General features: G+C 72.2%; 14 protein-coding genes and 1 rRNA gene. 8 read left to right on the top strand and 7 right to left on the bottom strand.

What is annotated here, in order from left to right:
• Positions 1-161 precede the first annotated feature (161 nt).
• Positions 162-278: ribosomal RNA gene (rrf, locus tag ACIQ6R_RS07985) — 5S ribosomal RNA — on the top strand.
• Positions 279-375: 97 nt separating this feature from the next.
• Here the strand turns inward: rrf and ACIQ6R_RS07980 are convergent.
• From ACIQ6R_RS07980 to ACIQ6R_RS07960, 5 genes are read right to left on the bottom strand one after another with little or no spacing between them, the layout of a single operon-like run.
• Positions 376-1,686 carry a DUF58 domain-containing protein gene (locus ACIQ6R_RS07980; protein ID WP_404219600.1) on the bottom strand — a complete coding sequence of 437 codons (1,311 nt, stop codon included), beginning with the start codon at positions 1,684-1,686 and terminating at the stop codon, positions 376-378.
• Positions 1,686-2,675: an AAA family ATPase gene (locus tag ACIQ6R_RS07975; protein WP_404219640.1), complete on the bottom strand. Its 990-nt coding sequence runs from the start codon at positions 2,673-2,675 to the stop codon at positions 1,686-1,688. The genes ACIQ6R_RS07980 and ACIQ6R_RS07975 overlap by 1 nt, the downstream gene beginning before the upstream one ends.
• On the bottom strand, positions 2,675-3,895 hold the full coding sequence (locus ACIQ6R_RS07970) for a DUF4350 domain-containing protein (protein ID WP_404219598.1): 1,221 nt from the start codon (positions 3,893-3,895) through the stop codon (positions 2,675-2,677). The genes ACIQ6R_RS07975 and ACIQ6R_RS07970 overlap by 1 nt, the downstream gene beginning before the upstream one ends.
• The gene (locus ACIQ6R_RS07965) at positions 3,892-4,641 is read right to left on the bottom strand and encodes a DUF4129 domain-containing protein (protein WP_404219638.1); all 750 of its coding nucleotides are present in this window, start codon (positions 4,639-4,641) and stop codon (positions 3,892-3,894) included. The genes ACIQ6R_RS07970 and ACIQ6R_RS07965 overlap by 4 nt, the downstream gene beginning before the upstream one ends.
• A gap of 37 nt (positions 4,642-4,678) precedes the next feature.
• The gene (locus ACIQ6R_RS07960; protein ID WP_404176742.1) at positions 4,679-6,061 is read right to left on the bottom strand and encodes a glycerophosphoryl diester phosphodiesterase membrane domain-containing protein; all 1,383 of its coding nucleotides are present in this window, start codon (positions 6,059-6,061) and stop codon (positions 4,679-4,681) included.
• 140 nt (positions 6,062-6,201) lie between these two features.
• On the opposite strand from ACIQ6R_RS07960, the gene mtnA reads away from it, so the two are divergent.
• The 7 genes from mtnA to ACIQ6R_RS07925 all read left to right on the top strand — a co-directional run bounded on the left by mtnA (position 6,202) and on the right by ACIQ6R_RS07925 (position 14,933).
• Positions 6,202-7,344 carry an S-methyl-5-thioribose-1-phosphate isomerase gene (gene mtnA / locus ACIQ6R_RS07955; RefSeq protein ID WP_404219596.1) on the top strand — a complete coding sequence of 381 codons (1,143 nt, stop codon included), beginning with the start codon at positions 6,202-6,204 and terminating at the stop codon, positions 7,342-7,344.
• 4 nt (positions 7,345-7,348) lie between these two features.
• A complete protein-coding gene (gene mtrA, locus ACIQ6R_RS07950) occupies positions 7,349-8,038 on the top strand; it encodes a two-component system response regulator MtrA (protein WP_193776289.1) in 690 nt (229 codons plus the stop codon).
• A gap of 1 nt (position 8,039) precedes the next feature.
• Positions 8,040-10,124: an MtrAB system histidine kinase MtrB gene (gene mtrB / locus ACIQ6R_RS07945; RefSeq protein WP_404219594.1), complete on the top strand. Its 2,085-nt coding sequence runs from the start codon at positions 8,040-8,042 to the stop codon at positions 10,122-10,124.
• On the top strand, positions 10,114-11,955 hold the full coding sequence (locus ACIQ6R_RS07940; RefSeq protein ID WP_404176751.1) for an LpqB family beta-propeller domain-containing protein: 1,842 nt from the start codon (positions 10,114-10,116) through the stop codon (positions 11,953-11,955). Before mtrB ends, ACIQ6R_RS07940 begins: the two co-directional genes overlap by 11 nt.
• A 138-nt stretch (positions 11,956-12,093) precedes the next feature.
• A complete protein-coding gene (locus ACIQ6R_RS07935) occupies positions 12,094-12,945 on the top strand; it encodes a ComF family protein (protein WP_404176754.1) in 852 nt (283 codons plus the stop codon).
• A gap of 313 nt (positions 12,946-13,258) precedes the next feature.
• On the top strand, positions 13,259-13,951 hold the full coding sequence (gene hpf, locus ACIQ6R_RS07930; protein ID WP_404176757.1) for a ribosome hibernation-promoting factor, HPF/YfiA family: 693 nt from the start codon (positions 13,259-13,261) through the stop codon (positions 13,949-13,951).
• Positions 13,952-14,177: 226 nt separating this feature from the next.
• The gene (locus tag ACIQ6R_RS07925; RefSeq protein WP_404176760.1) at positions 14,178-14,933 is read left to right on the top strand and encodes a response regulator; all 756 of its coding nucleotides are present in this window, start codon (positions 14,178-14,180) and stop codon (positions 14,931-14,933) included.
• Positions 14,934-14,989: 56 nt separating this feature from the next.
• On the opposite strand, the gene ACIQ6R_RS07920 is transcribed toward ACIQ6R_RS07925, so the two are convergent.
• Positions 14,990-16,165 carry a winged helix-turn-helix domain-containing protein gene (locus tag ACIQ6R_RS07920; RefSeq protein ID WP_404219592.1) on the bottom strand — a complete coding sequence of 392 codons (1,176 nt, stop codon included), beginning with the start codon at positions 16,163-16,165 and terminating at the stop codon, positions 14,990-14,992.
• 160 nt (positions 16,166-16,325) lie between these two features.
• On the bottom strand, positions 16,326-16,892 hold the full coding sequence (locus tag ACIQ6R_RS07915) for a GNAT family N-acetyltransferase (protein WP_404219590.1): 567 nt from the start codon (positions 16,890-16,892) through the stop codon (positions 16,326-16,328).
• Positions 16,893-16,965: the final 73 nt, after the last annotated feature.

Genomic DNA, 16,965 nt, shown 5'->3' with positions numbered 1-16,965 from the left:
GTTGATAGGCCGGATCTGGAAGCACCGCAAGGTGTGGAGGTGACCGGTACTAATAGGCCGAGGGCTTGTCCTCAGTTGCTCGCGTCCACTGTGTTGGTTCTGAAACCACGAACAATCCTGCCCCATGGTCACGGGGTGGCTGGTTGTCTGTTTCATAGTGTTTCGGTGGTCATAGCGTAGGGGAAACGCCCGGTTACATTTCGAACCCGGAAGCTAAGCCTTACAGCGCCGATGGTACTGCAGGGGGGACCCTGTGGGAGAGTAGGACGCCGCCGAACAATTATTCAAAGGGAAACCCCGCACCGGGAACGGTGCGGGGTTTTCTGCGTTTCAGGGGCAGTTGAAGTGGCGGCGGGGCCCTTTCAGCCCCGCCCTTTACAGACGGCCCGCCGCCTTCAGCTCCAGGTAGGCGTCGGCCAGCGCCGGAGCGAGTTCGTCAGGGATCGCGTCGACGATGGTGACGCCGTGCCGGCGGAGCTGGTCAGCGGTGCGATCGCGTTCCGCCTGGGCTTGTGCTGCCGCCGCGGCCTCGTAGACGGCGTCCGTGTTCCCGCGAGCCTCGGCCATCCGGGAGATGTGCGGGTCCGCGACCGATGCCAGGACGACCGTGTGGCGCTGGGTCAGTCGTGGCAGGACGGGGAGCAGGCCCTCTTCGATGGGGGCCGAGTCGAGTGTCGTGAGGAGCACGATCAGAGAGCGGCGAGGGGCCGACCGGAGGGCCGTGGCGGTGAGGCCGCGGGCGTCGGTCTCCACGAGCTCCGGTTCCAGGGTCGCCATCGTGTTGACCAGGGAAGGGAGTACGTCGCCCGCCGTGCGGCCCTGGACGAGGGCGCGTACCCGGCGGTCGTACGCGAGGAGATCGACGCGGTCGCCGGCGCGGGAGGCCAGGGCTGCCAGGAGCAGGGCGGCGTCCATGGAGGCGTCGAGGCGGGGGGCGTCGCCCACTCGGCCGGCCGAGGTGCGGCCGGTGTCGAGGACGAGCAGGATGTGCCGGTCGCGTTCCGGACGCCAGGTGCGTACGGCGACCGCGGACTGGCGGGCTGTCGCACGCCAGTCGATGGAACGGGTGTCGTCGCCGGGGACGTATTCGCGGAGGCTGTCGAATTCCGTGCCCTCTCCGCGGGTGAGCACACTGGTGCGGCCGTCGAGTTCGCGCAGGCGGGACAGCTTGGACGGCAGGTGCTTGCGGCTGGTGAACGGAGGCAGGACGCGTACCGTCCAGGGGGCCCGGTGGGTGCCCTGGCGGGTGAAGAGGCCCAGCGGACCGTACGAGCGAATCGTGACGCGGTCCGACTGCCGGTCGCCGCGGCGGGTGGGCCGGAGCCGGGTGGTCACCCGGCGGCGCTCGCCGGCGGGGACCGTCACGCGGTGCCGGGAGGCGGTGGTCTCCGTGCCGGGTTGCCAGCTGCTGGGCGGCCAGGCGTCGCGGAGGTGGGCCCGGAGCGGACGGTTGGACGGGTTGGCGACCGTCAGGGTGACGTCGGCGGTGTCGCCCAGGCGCGTGGAGGTGTCGCCGGAGCGGGACAGGCGCAGGCGTCGTACCGGGGCGGCCAGGGCGAAGTCGCAGGCGCAGGCCACGGCCAGCGGTGCGTTGACCGCGAGGAGGCCCGTCCAACTGGGGTCCCAGATGCCGATGGGCACGGAGCCCAGGGCCGCGAGGAGTGCGGTGCGTCCGGTGAGTGCCATCAGCGGGGCACGGGGACGTGGGCGAGGATCGCGTTGATGACGGAGTCCGTGGTCACGCCCTCCATCTCCGCCTCCGGACGGAGCTGGACGCGGTGCCGCAGGGTGGGGAGGGCGAGGGCCTTTACGTCGTCGGGGGTGACGTAGTCGCGGCCCGTCAGCCAGGCCCACGCGCGGGCCGTCGAGAGCAGTGCCGTGGCTCCACGCGGGGAGACGCCGAGGGTGAGGGAGGGCGACTCGCGGGTGGCCCGGCAGATGTCGACGACGTAGGCCGTGATCTCGGGGGAGATCGTCGTCTTGGCCACCTCCGCGCGGGCCGCCTCCAGGTCGGCGGCGTTCGCCACGGGGCGTACGCCGGCGGCGCGCAGGTCGCGCGGGTTGAAGCCCGAGGCGTGGCGGGTGAGGACGTCGATCTCGTCCTGCCGGGAGGGGAGGGGGACGGTGAGCTTGAGGAGGAAGCGGTCCAGCTGGGCTTCCGGGAGGGGGTAGGTGCCCTCGTACTCGACCGGGTTCTGGGTCGCCGCGACCAGGAACGGCTCGGGGAGGGGGCGGGGTGTGCCGTCGACCGTGACCTGGCGTTCCTCCATGGCTTCGAGCAGGGACGACTGGGTCTTCGGGGGCGTGCGGTTGATCTCGTCGGCGAGGAGCAGGTTGGTGAAGACCGGGCCGGGCTGGAAGGAGAACTCGGCGGTGCGGGCGTCGTAGACCAGGGAGCCGGTGACGTCGCTCGGCATCAGGTCCGGGGTGAACTGGACGCGCTTGGTGTCGAGTTCGGTGGCTGCGGCCAGGGCGCGGACGAGGAGGGTCTTGGCGACGCCGGGGACCCCTTCGAGGAGGACGTGGCCGCGGCACAGGAGTGCCACGACGAGACCGGTGACGGCGGCGTCCTGGCCGACCACGGCCTTGGCGATCTCGGCGCGCAGGGCCTCCAGGGCGGCGCGGGCGTTGCCCGGGTCGCCGGTCTGCCCGGCGTTGTCAGTGGTCGGGTCCATCATGGACGGCGTACCTCTCTTTCGAGGGCGTCGAGTTGGTCGGCGAGGGCGATGAGGGCCGCGTCGTCGCCGGGCGGCGGGCCGAAGAGGAGGGTACGCAGGGACCGTCCGTCGCCGTGTTCGCCGTGGAGGTGGGCGGACAGGGCGGGGAGCAGGGCCTCGGGCGTGTGCGCCTGGGCGACGGGGACGCCTACGAGGGGGGCGAGGCGGGTGCGGGTGGCGGAGCGAAGAGCGGCGGCCGCGCGGTCACGGGCGTTGACCTTGCGGTAGAGGCGGGCGCGACCCTCGGCGGTTTCGGAGGCGCGGACCGCGACGGGGAGTTTCTCGGGCACCAGGGGGCCGAGTCGGCGTGCCCGCCACAGGGCCGCGAGGGCGGCGGCGACGAAGAGCTGCAGGGTGCCCCAGAGCCAGCCGGAGGGGAGCAGGTCGAAGAAGCCGCGCTCCTCGTCCGGGGCGGTGGCGTCGGTGAGCGAGGGGAGGTACCAGACCAGGTGGTCGCGGGAGCCCAGGAGTTGGAGGGCGAGCGAGGCGTTGCCGTGCTCGTCGAGGTGGTCGTTGTAGAAGATGTCGGGGGCGCCGAGGATGACTGTGTCGCCCGGAGCGCCTTCCTGGGCCGCCTCTGCGGACGCCTCGGGGATGCGGAGCAGGGTGGCCAGGCGGCGACTGGGATAGCAGGTATCGGCTTCGATGTGGGCGCTGCTGTAGCGGATGCCGCCGGTGTCCGCGGTGCCCGCGCGCCGGGCGGCGGGAAGGTCGCAGTCGGGGGCGAGCGTCGAGTCGAAGCTGAGCGCGGGATCGGCGGTGACGCCGGGGGCGAGCCGTTCGACGGCGGGGCCGCCCGGGGCCACGAGGACGGTACGGCCGCCGGAGCCCTCGGTCGCGGAGCGCAGCCGCGTCTGCTGGCGTTCGGTCAGGAGGTCGGGGACGGCGACCAGCAGGGTGGTGTCCGGGCCGGCCGCGGCGCGTGCGTCGTCCAGGGTGTCGACCACGCGCGTGGACACGCCCCGGTCGGCGAGGAGTTCGGCGACGGCCCGGCTGCCGGAGGGGTCGGCGGAGCGCGGGTCGAGTTCGCCGTGCTGGGCGTCGGAGCGGATGACGGCGATCGCGACGGCGGCGACGAGCAGCACGACGAGCGCGAGCGTGATGCCCCGCGCGCGCGTCCACACCTGGCGTGCGGTGGGCGAGGCCGAGGTGGTGGGGAGCGTGGCCTCGGTGGTCATTCGGCGGCTCCCGGGCGGGTGTTCGGGTCCGCGCTGTCGGTCGTACGGGCAGTTGTGCTGCCGGCCAGTCGCGGCTTGCCGCGTTCCAGGTCGCGGTCGAGTTCGGTCAGGCGCCGGTACGACTGCTCGGTGCCGGGGCGGCCGCCGTATGTGACGTCGTCGAAGTCGCGGGCCGCGGCGCGCAGCGGGGCGCCGTGGGCGGGCATGGCGCGGCCGGCCTCGGTTGCCGCCTCGTCGGCGGTGCGGCCGGGGCGGACGTCGAGGAGGGCGCGTTCCTCCAGGGCGCGGACGACGGCCCGCATGCGTTCCTGGACGGCCTGGTTCCAGTGCCCCTGGGCGGCGTGCGCCTCGGCGGCGGCGCGGTGGTCGGCGGCGCTGCGCGGGCGGTCGTCGAACAGGGCGGGGGCCGAGGCCGGTCGGCGGCGTGGGGTGCCCAGGCGCCACCAGAGGGCGCCCAGCGCGGCCACCACGGCCACGATGATGACGATCAGGCCGAACGTCCCTCCGGGCGTCGCGGTGGACGCGCTGTTGAACAGTTCGGCGATCCAGTCCCAGAAGGCGTTCAGGGCCCGCTGGAACCAGCTGGGATCGTTCTCGTGGTACATCCGCTTGGACAGCTCGCGCCGGGCGGCCTCCCGCGCGGGGTCGCGCGGGATCGTCACCGGCGGTTCGTCGCCGGAGCGCGACAGCGACAGCACGGAGGCGTCGCCGGTGCGCGACAGCGTCCGTACGGCGGTGCGTGACAGCACCTCTGTGAGAACTCCCCCCGCCGGGCTCACCGCATCAGCTCCCCGGGGTGGCGCCGGGAGCCCCGGTGCCCGGAAGGCCGGCTGCCCGGGCCAGTTCGAGGTCGAGGGCCTCGCGGCGAATGCGCTGGTCGATGTAGAGCAGAACGGCCACGCCGGCCGTGATCGGGAAGGTGATCATCGAGCCGATCACCGAGCCGATCCCGCTGACGACGAGGAACGTCCAGCCGAGGTCTCCGGTGCCATCGAGGAAGCCGCCGACACCGTCGCCACCGAGGGTCGCGGCGAGGAAGGCGAAGGGGATGACGATGATCGACGCGACGACGTTCGCGATGATCGTGGCGAGCAGCTGGATGCCGAAGACCCGCCACCAGGAGCCGCGCACCAGCTTCACGGAGCGGCCCATCGCCTTCTTGATGCCCTGCTTCTCCAGCATCAGCGCGGGGGACGCCAGCGAGAAGCGGACCATGAGCCACACCGCGACGACGCCGGCCGCGAGGAAGCCCAGGACGGTCAGGGCCACGCCCGCGTCGCCGCCCACCGTGGCGGTGACGAGGAGACCGGGGGCCATGCCGACCATGACGATGCCGAAGACGATGAGCAGCAGCAGCACGATCAGGCCGAACAGCTTCAACACCTGGGGGCGGGCGTCCCGCCAGGCCTCACCGGTGGTCACCGGCCTGCCGAGCACGGCGCGACTGGTGACGGTGGTCAGCAGGGCGGTGGCCAGGACGGTGCCGATCAGGGAGATCAGGAAGATGACACCCGAGTTGATCGTGGTGTCGGTCAGGGCGTCGCCGAGTTCGCTCAGGGTGGCGTCGGGGTCGTTGAGGGCCTCGGTGCTGGTGTTGTCCAGGACGAGGCCCTGGAGCAGCACGACGATGATCTCCGTGAAGACCGCGACGGTCAGCGAGATGCCGAGGACCGTGCGCCAGTAGGTGCGCATGGTGGAGACCGCGCCGTCGAGGATCTCGCCGACGCCGAGCGGACGGAGCGGGATCACGCCGGGCTTGGCCGCGGGCGGGGGACCGCCCCAGCCGCCTCCCCAGCCGCCGTGCCCACCGGGTGGGCCGTAGCCGCCATAGCCTCCGCCCTGGCCGCCGTAGCCACCGGGGCCGCCGTACCCGCCCTGGCCGCCGTAGCCGCCGCCGGGGGGCGGAGCGCCCCAGCCCTGGTGCGGCGGCGGGGGAGGCGGTGCCTGGCCGGGGCCGGTGGGCGCGGGCCACTGGCCGGGCGGCGGCTGCTCCTTGGACCACTTCGTGCCGGGGCCCGTCGGTTCCGCGCCCGGCTGGTCCGCGGGGTGCGCGGGCTGATCGGGGCCGTTGGGGCGGTCGGCGGGATCGGCGGGGCCGGACGCGCCGGGCTCCCGCCCGTCGGACGGGGCGGATCCGGGCGAGGCCCAGCCCGGAGTGTCGTTCATCGTCGCTCCTTCACGGTGCCCTTCCGCGGTCGCGGCGGCAGGTTGGCAGCCATCGTGCCATGGCGTGGTCGGGTGCGGACCGGGCGCGGTATGGCCTGCACACCTTCAATTGTCCGCCCGGTAGGGGGCAGACTGACCGCATGGCTGATCAGGACGCGCGAAGCGGCGAGGACAAGCGGCCGACCGAGATCCCGGCGCTGCGCTGGGAGGAACCACCCGAGGGACCTGTGCTGGTCCTGCTGGACCAGACCAGACTGCCGGCCGAGGAGGTCGAACTGGTCTGCACGGACGCGTCCGCGCTCGTGGAGGCGATCCGCTCGCTCGCCGTGCGCGGGGCGCCGCTGCTGGGCATCGCGGGCGCCTACGGTGTCGCGCTCGCCGCCGTCCGGGGCTTCGAGGTGGAGGAGGCCGCGGCCGCGCTGGCGGGGTCCCGTCCCACCGCGGTGAACCTCGCCGTCGGTGTGCGCCGGGCCCAGGCCGCTCACCAGGAGGCGCTCGCCAGGACCGGCGACACCCGGCAGGCCGCCGCGGCCGCGCTGGCCGCGGCGCGGGCGCTGCACCGGGAGGACGCCCGGGCCAGCGCCCGGTTGGCCGCACACGGGCTGGCGCTGCTGGACGAGCTGCTGCCCGCCGGCGGGCACCGCGTGCTCACCCACTGCAACACCGGTTCGCTGGTGTCGGGCGGCGAGGGGACGGCCTTCGCGGTGGCGCTCGCGGCGCATCGGTCGGGGCGGCTGCGACGCCTCTGGGTGGACGAAACGCGTCCGTTGCTGCAAGGTGCTCGCCTGACGGCATACGAGGCGGCCCGCAACGACATGGCGTACACCTTGCTCACCGACAACGCGGCCGGTTCGCTGTTCGCGGCGGGTGAGGTGGACGCGGTGCTCATCGGCGCGGACCGCATCGCGGCCGACGGTTCGGTGGCGAACAAGGTGGGGAGCTACCCGCTCGCCGTGCTCGCGCGGTATCACCATGTGCCGTTCATCGTGGTGGCACCGGTCACGACGGTGGACCCGGACACGCCGGACGGGGCGTCCATCGAGGTGGAACAGCGTCCCGGATACGAAGTGACCGAGGTCACAGCACCTCAGGTGCCGGTGACCGGAGCGGGAGGCGGGATTCCGGTGGCACCCCTGGGGACCCAGGCGTACAACCCGGCGTTCGACGTGACTCCGCCCGAGCTGGTGACGGCGATCGTCACCGAGGAGGGCGTGGTTTCGCCCGTGACGGCAGGGGCTCTCGCGGAGCTGTGTGCCAGGTCACGCCAGGTAACGATTAGCTAATGGGATGATGTCGTTTATGAAGGGACGAGTCCTTGTCGTCGACGACGACACCGCACTGGCCGAGATGCTCGGCATTGTGCTGCGTGGTGAGGGTTTTGAGCCATCTTTCGTAGCCGACGGCGACAAGGCGCTGGCCGCCTTCCGGGAGACCAAGCCTGACCTGGTGCTGCTCGACCTGATGCTGCCCGGTCGGGACGGCATCGAGGTGTGCCGCCTGATCAGGGCGGAGTCGGGTGTGCCGATCGTGATGCTGACGGCGAAGAGTGACACCGTCGACGTCGTGGTGGGTCTGGAGTCGGGTGCCGACGACTACATCGTGAAGCCGTTCAAGCCGAAGGAGCTGGTGGCCCGTATCAGGGCGCGCCTGAGGAGGTCCGAGGAACCGGCGCCGGAGCAGCTCGCCATAGGCGATCTGGTCATCGACGTGGCCGGTCACTCCGTGAAGCGGGAGGGCCAGTCGATCGCGCTGACGCCGCTGGAGTTCGACCTGCTGGTGGCGCTGGCCCGCAAGCCGTGGCAGGTGTTCACGCGTGAGGTGCTCCTCGAGCAGGTCTGGGGCTACCGGCACGCGGCCGACACCCGGCTGGTCAACGTGCATGTGCAGCGGTTGCGCTCCAAGGTCGAGAAGGACCCGGAGAAGCCGGAGATCGTGGTGACCGTCCGTGGTGTCGGTTACAAGGCGGGACCGAGCTGACATGAGCAGGGACAGTGCCGCTTCGGCGCCCGGCCGCTCCGGGGCCCGCGCCGGACGGCCTGTCGGCCCCCCGTCCGCAGGCTCCCGCTGGCGCCGCCTGCTGGAGGGCGGGCTGCTGCACGGCGGGGTGCAGGGCAGCCCGGTGCTCCGTCTGTTCATGCGCTGGGTGCGCCGTCCGCTGCTGCCCGTCATGCGGCTGTGGCGGCGCAACATCCAGCTCAAGGTCGTCGTCACCACGCTGCTGATGTCGCTGGGCGTGGTGCTGCTGCTCGGCTTCGTGGTGATCGGGCAGGTCCGCAACGGGCTGCTGGACGCCAAGGTGAAGGCCTCCCAGAGCCAGGCGACCGGCGGTTTCGCGGTGGCCAAGCAGAAGGCCGAGGAGTCGGCCAGCGTGACCGGTGACGAGGGCGTGCCCGTGGACGGCCGTCCCCCGCAGAACGTCATCCAGTGGATGAGTGAACTGGTCAAGTCGCTCTCCAGCGGCGGCCAGGGCGCCTTCGACGTGGTCACGCTCCCCATGGGCGGGGACAGCGGCAGCGGGCGCGGCCCGCGCGCCTCGGGCTTCGTCAACTGGTCGGCCAGCGTGCCCGAGGGCCTGCGGGAGCGGATCGACGGCAGTACGGCGGCGGCGCAGAGCTACACCCGGATCGTCTACGACTCCGGTGAGGCGTCGCAGCCCGGCCTGGTCATCGGCAAGCAGGTCAACGACCCGAACGGTGAGCCGTACCAGCTGTACTACCTCTTCCCGCTCACGCAGGAGGAGGAGTCGCTGAGCCTGGTCAGAGGCACGCTGGCGACGGCCGGGCTCTTCGTCGTCGTCCTGCTCGGGGCCATCGCCTGGCTCGTGGTGCGTCAGGTCGTCACGCCCGTACGGATGGCGGCGAGCATCGCCGAGCGGCTGTCCGCCGGGCGGCTGCAGGAACGGATGAAGGTCACCGGCGAGGACGACATCGCGCGGCTCGGCGAGGCCTTCAACAAGATGGCGCAGAACCTGCAGTTGAAGATCAGCCAGCTGGAGGACCTGTCGCGGATGCAGCGGCGGTTCGTCTCCGACGTGTCGCACGAACTGCGGACGCCGCTGACGACCGTGCGCATGGCCGCCGACGTCATCCACGACGCGCGCGTGGACTTCGATCCGGTGACCGCGCGCTCGGCCGAGCTGCTCGCCGACCAGCTGGACCGGTTCGAGACGCTGCTCGCGGACCTGCTGGAGATCAGCCGTTTCGACGCGGGCGCGGCGGCGCTGGAGGCGGAGCCGATAGACCTCAGGGAGGTCGTACGGCGGGTCGTGGGCGGGGCCGAACCGCTCGCCGAGCGCAAGGGCACGCGGATACGCGTGGCCGGCGACCAGCAGCCCGTCGTCGCCGAGGCGGACGCGAGACGCGTGGAGCGCGTGCTGCGCAACCTCGTCGTCAACGCCGTCGAGCACGGCGAGGGCAACGACGTCGTCGTCAAGCTCGCCGCGGCCGGCGGCGCGGTCGCCGTAGCGGTGCGCGACTACGGCGTAGGACTCAAGCCGGGCGAGGCGACCCGGGTCTTCAGCCGCTTCTGGCGGGCCGACCCGGCACGCGCGCGTACCACCGGCGGTACGGGGCTGGGGCTTTCCATCGCCCTGGAGGACGCGCGGCTGCACGGAGGCTGGCTGCAGGCCTGGGGCGAGCCGGGCGGCGGATCGCAGTTCCGGCTGACGCTGCCCAGGACGGCGGACGAGCCGCTGCGGGGCTCACCGATACCGCTGGAGCCGACGGACTCGCGGCGCAATCGCGGCCTGGGCGAGGCCGGCCTCAACGACGCCGGTGCGGCGCACGGCACGGCAAAGACGGCCACTGTTCCGGCGCAGGCGCCGCTCGGGCAGGTGCCTCCGGGGTCCGCCCGGGGCCCGATCCCGCCGCGGTCGGCCACGGCGGCTCCCACGGCTGATCCGACGGCACTGCCCGGCAACGGCGCGCGCGTGGTGCCACGGCCCGTGTCGGGCGCCCGGAGACAAGGCGGCGGGCCCGAGCCGGAGGCGACGAGCCGCCCGGACGCCGGACCGGATCAGCCGGAGGACTCGAGCAGGCAAGGGGAGGCATCTCGTGGGCGCTGACCGCGAGGGGAGCGGGCGGCGGGGGCCGGCACGCGTGGTGGCGTACGCCCTCTGTGGCGTCGTACTGCTGGCGGGGTGTGCCTCCATGCCCGACAGCGGGGATCTGCGGGGCGTGGAGTCCACGCCCCGGCAGGACCCGCAGGTGCGGGTGTTCGCGATGCCGCCGCGGGAGGACGACTCGCCCACGGAGATCGTGCAGGGCTTCCTGGAGGCGCTGACCAGCAACGAGCCGGAGTACGAGACGGCGCGCAAGTACCTGACGGGCGAGGCCGCGAGGACCTGGCGGCCGGAGCGGTCCACCACGGTGCTCACGGGCGGGCCGGGAACCGAGTCAGACCACTCGGGAAGCCGCGAGGACGCCGACGACTACTCCGTCACGCTGACCGGCACCAGGGTCGCCACGGTGGACGGGCAGCGGTCGTACTCGCCGTCGAACGGTCAGTACCGCGAACCGGTGCACCTCAGCCGGGACGGCAAGAGCGGGCAGTGGCGCATCGACGCGCTGCCGCAGGGCGTCATCATGGGGAAGTCGGACTTCCAGCGCACCTACATGTCCGTCAACAAGTACTACTTCGCCTCGAACGGCGCCCCCACCACGCAGGCCGGTGCGAGCGCTCAGCCGGCGGCCGTCGCCGATCCGGTCTACGTGCGCCGGCTCGTGGACCCCATGACCCAGGTGGTGCGTTCCCTGATCAGCGGGCCGACGAGCCTGCTCGGGCCCGTGGTCAGGTCGAGCTTCCCGACCGGTACGGCGCTGGCGGAGAACGTCGACTCGCTGACGCCCGACGACCACAACAGGCTGACGGTGCGGCTGAACGACCGGGCGGCCGGGGTCGGCGACGACAAGTGCGACGAGATGGCGGCCCAGCTCCTCTTCACGCTGCAGAACCTCACTCCGGTGGTGGACGAGGTCGAGCTGCGCTCGGGCGGTGAGCGACTGTGCTCCCTCACCGAGGACCGGGCGGAGACGGTCGCGACGCGCGGCTCGGCCCAGCGGCCCGACTACCTGTACTTCATCGACGAAGAGGACCGCCTGGTGCGCATCGCCGCCGGCAGCAGCGGGACCCGGCCGGAACCGGTTCCCGGGGCGCTGGGCGAGGGCGTGGCGGCCCTGGGGGCGGTGGCGGTGTCGCGGGACGAGCGCAGCGCGGCCGGCATTCGGCTCGACAACAAGTCGCTGTACGTCGGTTCGCTGGTGTCGGGTGGTTCGCTCGGTGATCCCGTGCTGGTGAGCAACGGCAAGACGGAGGAGAACCGGCTGACGCCGCCCAGCTGGGACGCGCAGGGCGACCTGTGGATCGCCGACCGCGACCCGGCCGATCCCCGCCTGCTGCTGCTCGAGGAGGGCAAGGGCCGGCCCGTGGAGGTGCGGACCCCGGGGCTGGACGGACGGGTCCAGGCCGTGCGGGTGGCGGCCGACGGTGTGCGGATCGCGCTCATCGTGGAGAAGGACGGCAAGCGGTCCCTGCTCATCGGACGGATCGAGCGGGACGGGAAGGCCGGCGAACCGTCCTCGGTCACCGTCCTCGAACTGCGCTCCGCGACCCCGGAGCTGGAGGAGGTCACGGCCATGTCGTGGGCCGGTGACAGCCGGCTCGTGGTGGTCGGGCGCGAGCGCGGGGGCGTCCAGCAGATCGGATACGTACAGGTCGACGGCTCCACGCCGGAGGCCTCGGTGCCCGCCGCGCTGACCGGTGTGAAGGAGATCGCCGCGACCGAGGACGAGCGGCTGCCGCTGGTGGCGTACTCGGAGGACGTGATCGTGCGGCTGCCGTCGGGGCTGCAGTGGCAGAAGGTGACGGAGGGGACGGCGCCGGTCTATCCGGGGTGAGCCGTCCGGCTCTTCCGACGCGGGCGTTCACTCGTGTGGGTGAGGCGTGGCGGGCGGGCCCGAAGTTTTCCACAGGGCGCGCGTCTGCGTTTTCCACAGGCCTGGTCGAGCCCCGCGGGCGTTGGCACAGTGGTGGCCATGCGGGGATCGCGGGAATGGTGGCGGGACCTCACCGACCTGGTGCTGCCGGCCGAGTGCGGAGGCTGCGGCAGGGCTCGCACGGTGCTGTGCCCTCGGTGCCGTACGGCCCTGAGCGGCGCCGCACCGCGCCGGGCGCGGCCGGTGCCGGAGCCGCCGGGGCTGCCGGCGGTGCACGCGGCCGCCCGGTACGCGGACGAGGTACGGGCCGCCCTGCTGGCACACAAGGAGCGGGGCGTGCTGGCCCTCACCGCGCCGCTCGGCGCGGCGCTGGCAGGGGCGGTGCGGGCCGGGCTCCGGGAGGCACGGTGGGGCGCCGGTGAGGCGGGGGGCATACGCGGGCGGGGGCCGGTGCTGCTCGTGCCCGTGCCGTCCGCGCCCCGGGCGGTGCGCACCCGCGGGCACGACCCGGCGCGGCGGATCGCCCTCGCGGCCGCGGGGGAGCTGCGGCGGACCGGGACGTCCGCCCGGGTGCTGGCCGTGCTGCGGCAACGGCACGCGGTGGCCGACCAGTCGGGGCTCGGCGCCCGGCAGCGGCTGCACAATCTGGCCGGCGCGCTGGCGGTGGCTCCCGGCGGTGGCCGGCTGCTGTGCGGTGGTGGGCCGGTCGTCCTCGTCGACGACCTCATGACGACCGGGGCGTCCCTGGCGGAGGCGGCGCGCGCCCTGCGCGCGGTGCGGGCCGAGGCGAGATCCGCTGTGTATCCGTCGCCGGCAGGGGAAGGCAGAGAGGAACGGAAGGCCGGGCCCCGAATGGCGGGTCCGTACGAAGGCGGTGGCGTGATCCGTGAAGCGATCTGCGCGGCAGTGGTCGCGGCTTCACCAGATTCTTTCGAAATAAACCGGAACTGACTGGAAACTTGCCGCGTTGCAGGTAATGAGAGGCTCAATTCACTGGAACGGAGGTACACCGCGGTAGAGGGTGACGACATCCGTCCAGGCGAGATATGTTCGGTTGTGAGGCAAAGCCGCAGGCCACACCTCTCAAATCCGAATGCCGTGCTGCGGGTTTTACCGTCATCGCCCGCACCGGTGGAGTGGAGATCTCGCCCGCGGGGGAGGAGGTGGAAGTCACCGAGTCCGAGGTTCCGGGGTAGACCGGAACCTGGTGCAAAAGGGAGATGCTCCGCCATCGAAGCGGAGCGATCCGGGAACGGAGTTCTGCGTGGACATCGTCGTCAAGGGCCGCAAGACCGAGGTGCCCGAGCGGTTCCGGAAGCACGTGGCCGAGAAGCTGAAGCTGGAGAAGATCCAGAAGCTCGATGGCAAGGTGATCAGCCTCGACGTCGAGGTGTCCAAGGAGCCGAACCCCCGGCAGGCCGACCGCTGTGACCGAGTGGAGATCACGCTCCGCTCCCGCGGTCCGGTGATCCGGGCGGAGGCGGCGGCGAGCGACCCGTACGCGGCGCTCGACCTGGCGGCGGAGAAGCTCGGTGCCCGGCTGCGCAAGCAGCACGACAAGCGCTTCTCGCGCCGCGGTGCGCGCCGGATTCCGGCGGCGGAGGTCGCCGACCACGTCCCCGGCGCGGCGACGCTCAACGGGAACGGCGACGTCGTCCCGGAGGAGAAGCAGGACGGCGTACCCACCAAGAAGATCGGCTCGCTGGAGGTCCAGGGCGACGGTCCGCTCGTCGTCCGTGAGAAGACCCACGTGGCCGCACCGATGACCCTCGACCAGGCGCTCTACGAGATGGAACTGGTCGGGCACGACTTCTACCTGTTCGTCGACTCCGAGACGAAGGAGCCCAGCGTCGTCTACCGGCGGCACGCCTACGACTACGGCGTGATCCACCTCACGACGGACACGATGGTCACCCAGGTGCACGCCACCGAGGCGGGTGACGCGCTCGGCGGCTGACGACGCCGGGTGACAGCGGAACCGGTGCCCCTGGAGCGCGTGTGCGCCCCCAGGGGCACCGGTGTGCGACGGTGCGCGAGGGTGTGCGACCCCCTCGTTCGCCCGCTCGGCCACCCCCGTGTCGGCCGGGCATGGAATCATGGCGGCAACGGCCCAACCGGTGGGTCGTTGCTCTGGGTTGGCGATGGCTCAGGACGACGGGCCACAGCCTTCAGGGGGAGGAACGATGGCGGACAGTTTCGGACCGATGCGGGGCGAGGGCGTCGACGAGGGGATCGACGACGGCGCCGGCATGGGCCCGGACGCGGGCTCTGTGCGCAAGGAGCCGATCAGGGTCCTGGTCGTGGACGACCACGCCCTGTTCCGCCGCGGCCTGGAGATCGTTCTCGCGGCCGAGGAGGACATCCAGGTCGTCGGGGAGGCCGGTGACGGCGCCGAGGCCGTGGAGAAGGCCGCGGACCTGCTGCCGGACATCGTCCTGATGGACGTACGGATGCCCAAGCGGGGCGGGATCGAGGCCTGCACCTCCATCAAGGAGGTCGCCCCCAGCGCCAAGATCATCATGCTGACGATCAGCGACGAGGAGGCCGACCTCTACGACGCGATCAAGGCGGGTGCGACCGGTTATCTCCTCAAGGAGATCTCGACGGACGAGGTGGCCACCGCCATTCGTGCCGTGGCCGACGGGCAGTCGCAGATCAGTCCGTCCATGGCGTCGAAACTGCTCACCGAGTTCAAGTCGATGATCCAGCGGACCGACGAACGCCGGCTCGTTCCCGCACCGCGGCTCACGGACCGTGAACTGGAGGTCCTCAAGCTGGTCGCCACGGGAATGAACAACCGGGACATCGCCAAGGAACTGTTCATTTCCGAGAACACCGTGAAGAACCACGTGCGCAACATCCTGGAGAAACTGCAACTGCACTCCAGGATGGAGGCCGTGGTGTACGCGATGCGGGAGAAGATCCTCGAGATCCGTTGACGGCTGTCGGCTGACGACCGAGGGGCTGACGGCTGACGTCGACGGCCTTGCCCGGCTCAGGTGAGCAGGCCGGCCACGTCCCTCGTGAGCGGCTCGCGCAGATCCGGCGCGTCGACCCGTTCCACGCGAACGTCCGTGCAGTCCACCCAGCCCGCCGCCTCGACCAGGGCCTGGGCCACCGCCGGGACCGCCTTGGGGCCGTCCAGTGTGACCTGTTTGGCGACCAGAGTGCGCCCCTCGCGCGCGGGATCGACCCGGCCGACGAGCCGGCCGCCGGCCAGGACCGGCATCGCGAAGTAGCCGTGCACCCGCTTCTGCTTCGGTACGTAGGCCTCCAGGCGATGGGTGAAGCCGAAGATCCGTTCCGTGCGCGCACGGTCCCAGATCAGGGAGTCGAAGGGCGAGAGCAGCGTCGTGCGGTGCCGGCCGCGCGGGGGCTTTTCCAGGGCCGCGGGGTCCGCCCAGGCCGGCTTGCCCCAGCCCTCCACGGTGACCGGGACCAGGCCCGAGTCGGCGATCACGGCGTCGACCTGCTCACCCCTGAGACGGTGGTAGTCCGCGATGTCCGCGCGGGTGCCGACGCCCAGGGACTGGCCGGCCAGGCGGACCAGGCGGCGCAGGCATTCGGCGTCGTCCAGTTCGTCGTGCAGCAGCGCGGCCGGGACCGCGCGCTCGGCCAGGTCGTACACCCGCTTCCAGCCGCGGCGCTCGACGCACACCACCTCGCCGTACATGAGCGCGCGCTCGACGGCGACCTTCGTGCCCGACCAGTCCCACCACTCGCTGGTCTTCTTCGCGCCGCCCAGGTCCGTCGCGGTGAGGGGGCCCTCGGTGCGGAGCTGCTTGACGACCTGGTCGTAGGTGCCGTCGGGGAGGTGGTGGTTCCAGTGCGGGCGGTTGCGGTAGGCGCGGCGGCGGAACGCGAAGTGCGGCCACTCCTCGATGGGGAGGATGCAGGCGGCGTGGGACCAGTACTCGAAGGCGTGGGTGTCCTGCCAGTAGGCGTCCTCGACCGCCTTGCGGCCCAGTGCGCCCAGTCGGGCGTACGGGATGAGTTCGTGGGAGCGGGCGAGGACCGAGATGGTGTCGAGCTGCACCGCGCCCAGGTGACGGAGGACGCCGCGGACGCCTGCGCGGCGGTCGGGGGCGCCGAGGAAGCCCTGTGCGCGGAGGGCGAGGCGGCGAGCCTCGTGCGCGGACAGTTCCGTGGTGGGGGGCGGGAGGGTCGTCATACGTCCGCACGATAAGGGGTGGGTCTGACAGAGGGGGCGGGGGTGGGTGCGCGGCCCGGCGGTGCGGGGTGCCTCCCCCACTCTCGGCTTCGCTCGAGCGGGGGGACCCCCACCGCCCACCCGTGCCGCCCCAGCGGCACGACTGCCCGCAGCTGCTGGGCTACGGGGCCGGCAGGTACGGGGATGTCGAGGGGAGGGAGAGGTCCGAGGGGAGGAGGGAGGCGATCCAGCAGTCGCGGCGTACGCCGTTGTTGTTGATCGCGGAGCGCAACGTGCCCTCCATGGTGAAGCCCGCGCGTCGGGCCACCGCGCGGGAGGCCGTGTTGCCGACCTCGGCGCGCCACTCCAGGCGGTCGATCGCCCGGTCGGTGAAGGCCCAGCGGGAGACGGCGACGGCGGCCTCGGTGACGTAGCCGTGGCCGCGGTGCTCCTTGGCGCCCCAGAAACCGATCTCGCCGACGCCCAGGGAGATCATCGTGATGCCGAGCATGCCCGCCAGGTCCCCGGTGGGGAGGAAGAGGCCGAAGGTGAACATCGAGGCGTCCGCCCAGCCGTCGGGCACCATCTGCTCCGTGAAGCCCCGCGCGTGCTCCTGGAGGTAGGGCGAGGGGATCGTCGTCCAGCGCTGGATGTCGGAATCCTGGCAGGCGGCGTACACGGCATCGGTGTCCTGGGGGCCGACCGTGCGCAGGACGAGGCGGTCGGTGGTGAGCGTGAGGGGTTCCATCGGCCGATTCTGCGCGGCGTCCGAGGCGGGCGCCATCTTTTGCCGTGCGTGAACAGACGGTCACTTTTCGCCG

Origin of the sequence: Streptomyces sp. NPDC096048 (genome assembly GCF_044763415.1) — a bacterium.
Classification (GTDB): Bacteria; Actinomycetota; Actinomycetes; order Streptomycetales; family Streptomycetaceae; genus Streptomyces.
Note: the sequence above shows the minus strand (reverse complement) of the source record. Positions and strands in the feature narration are given on the sequence as shown.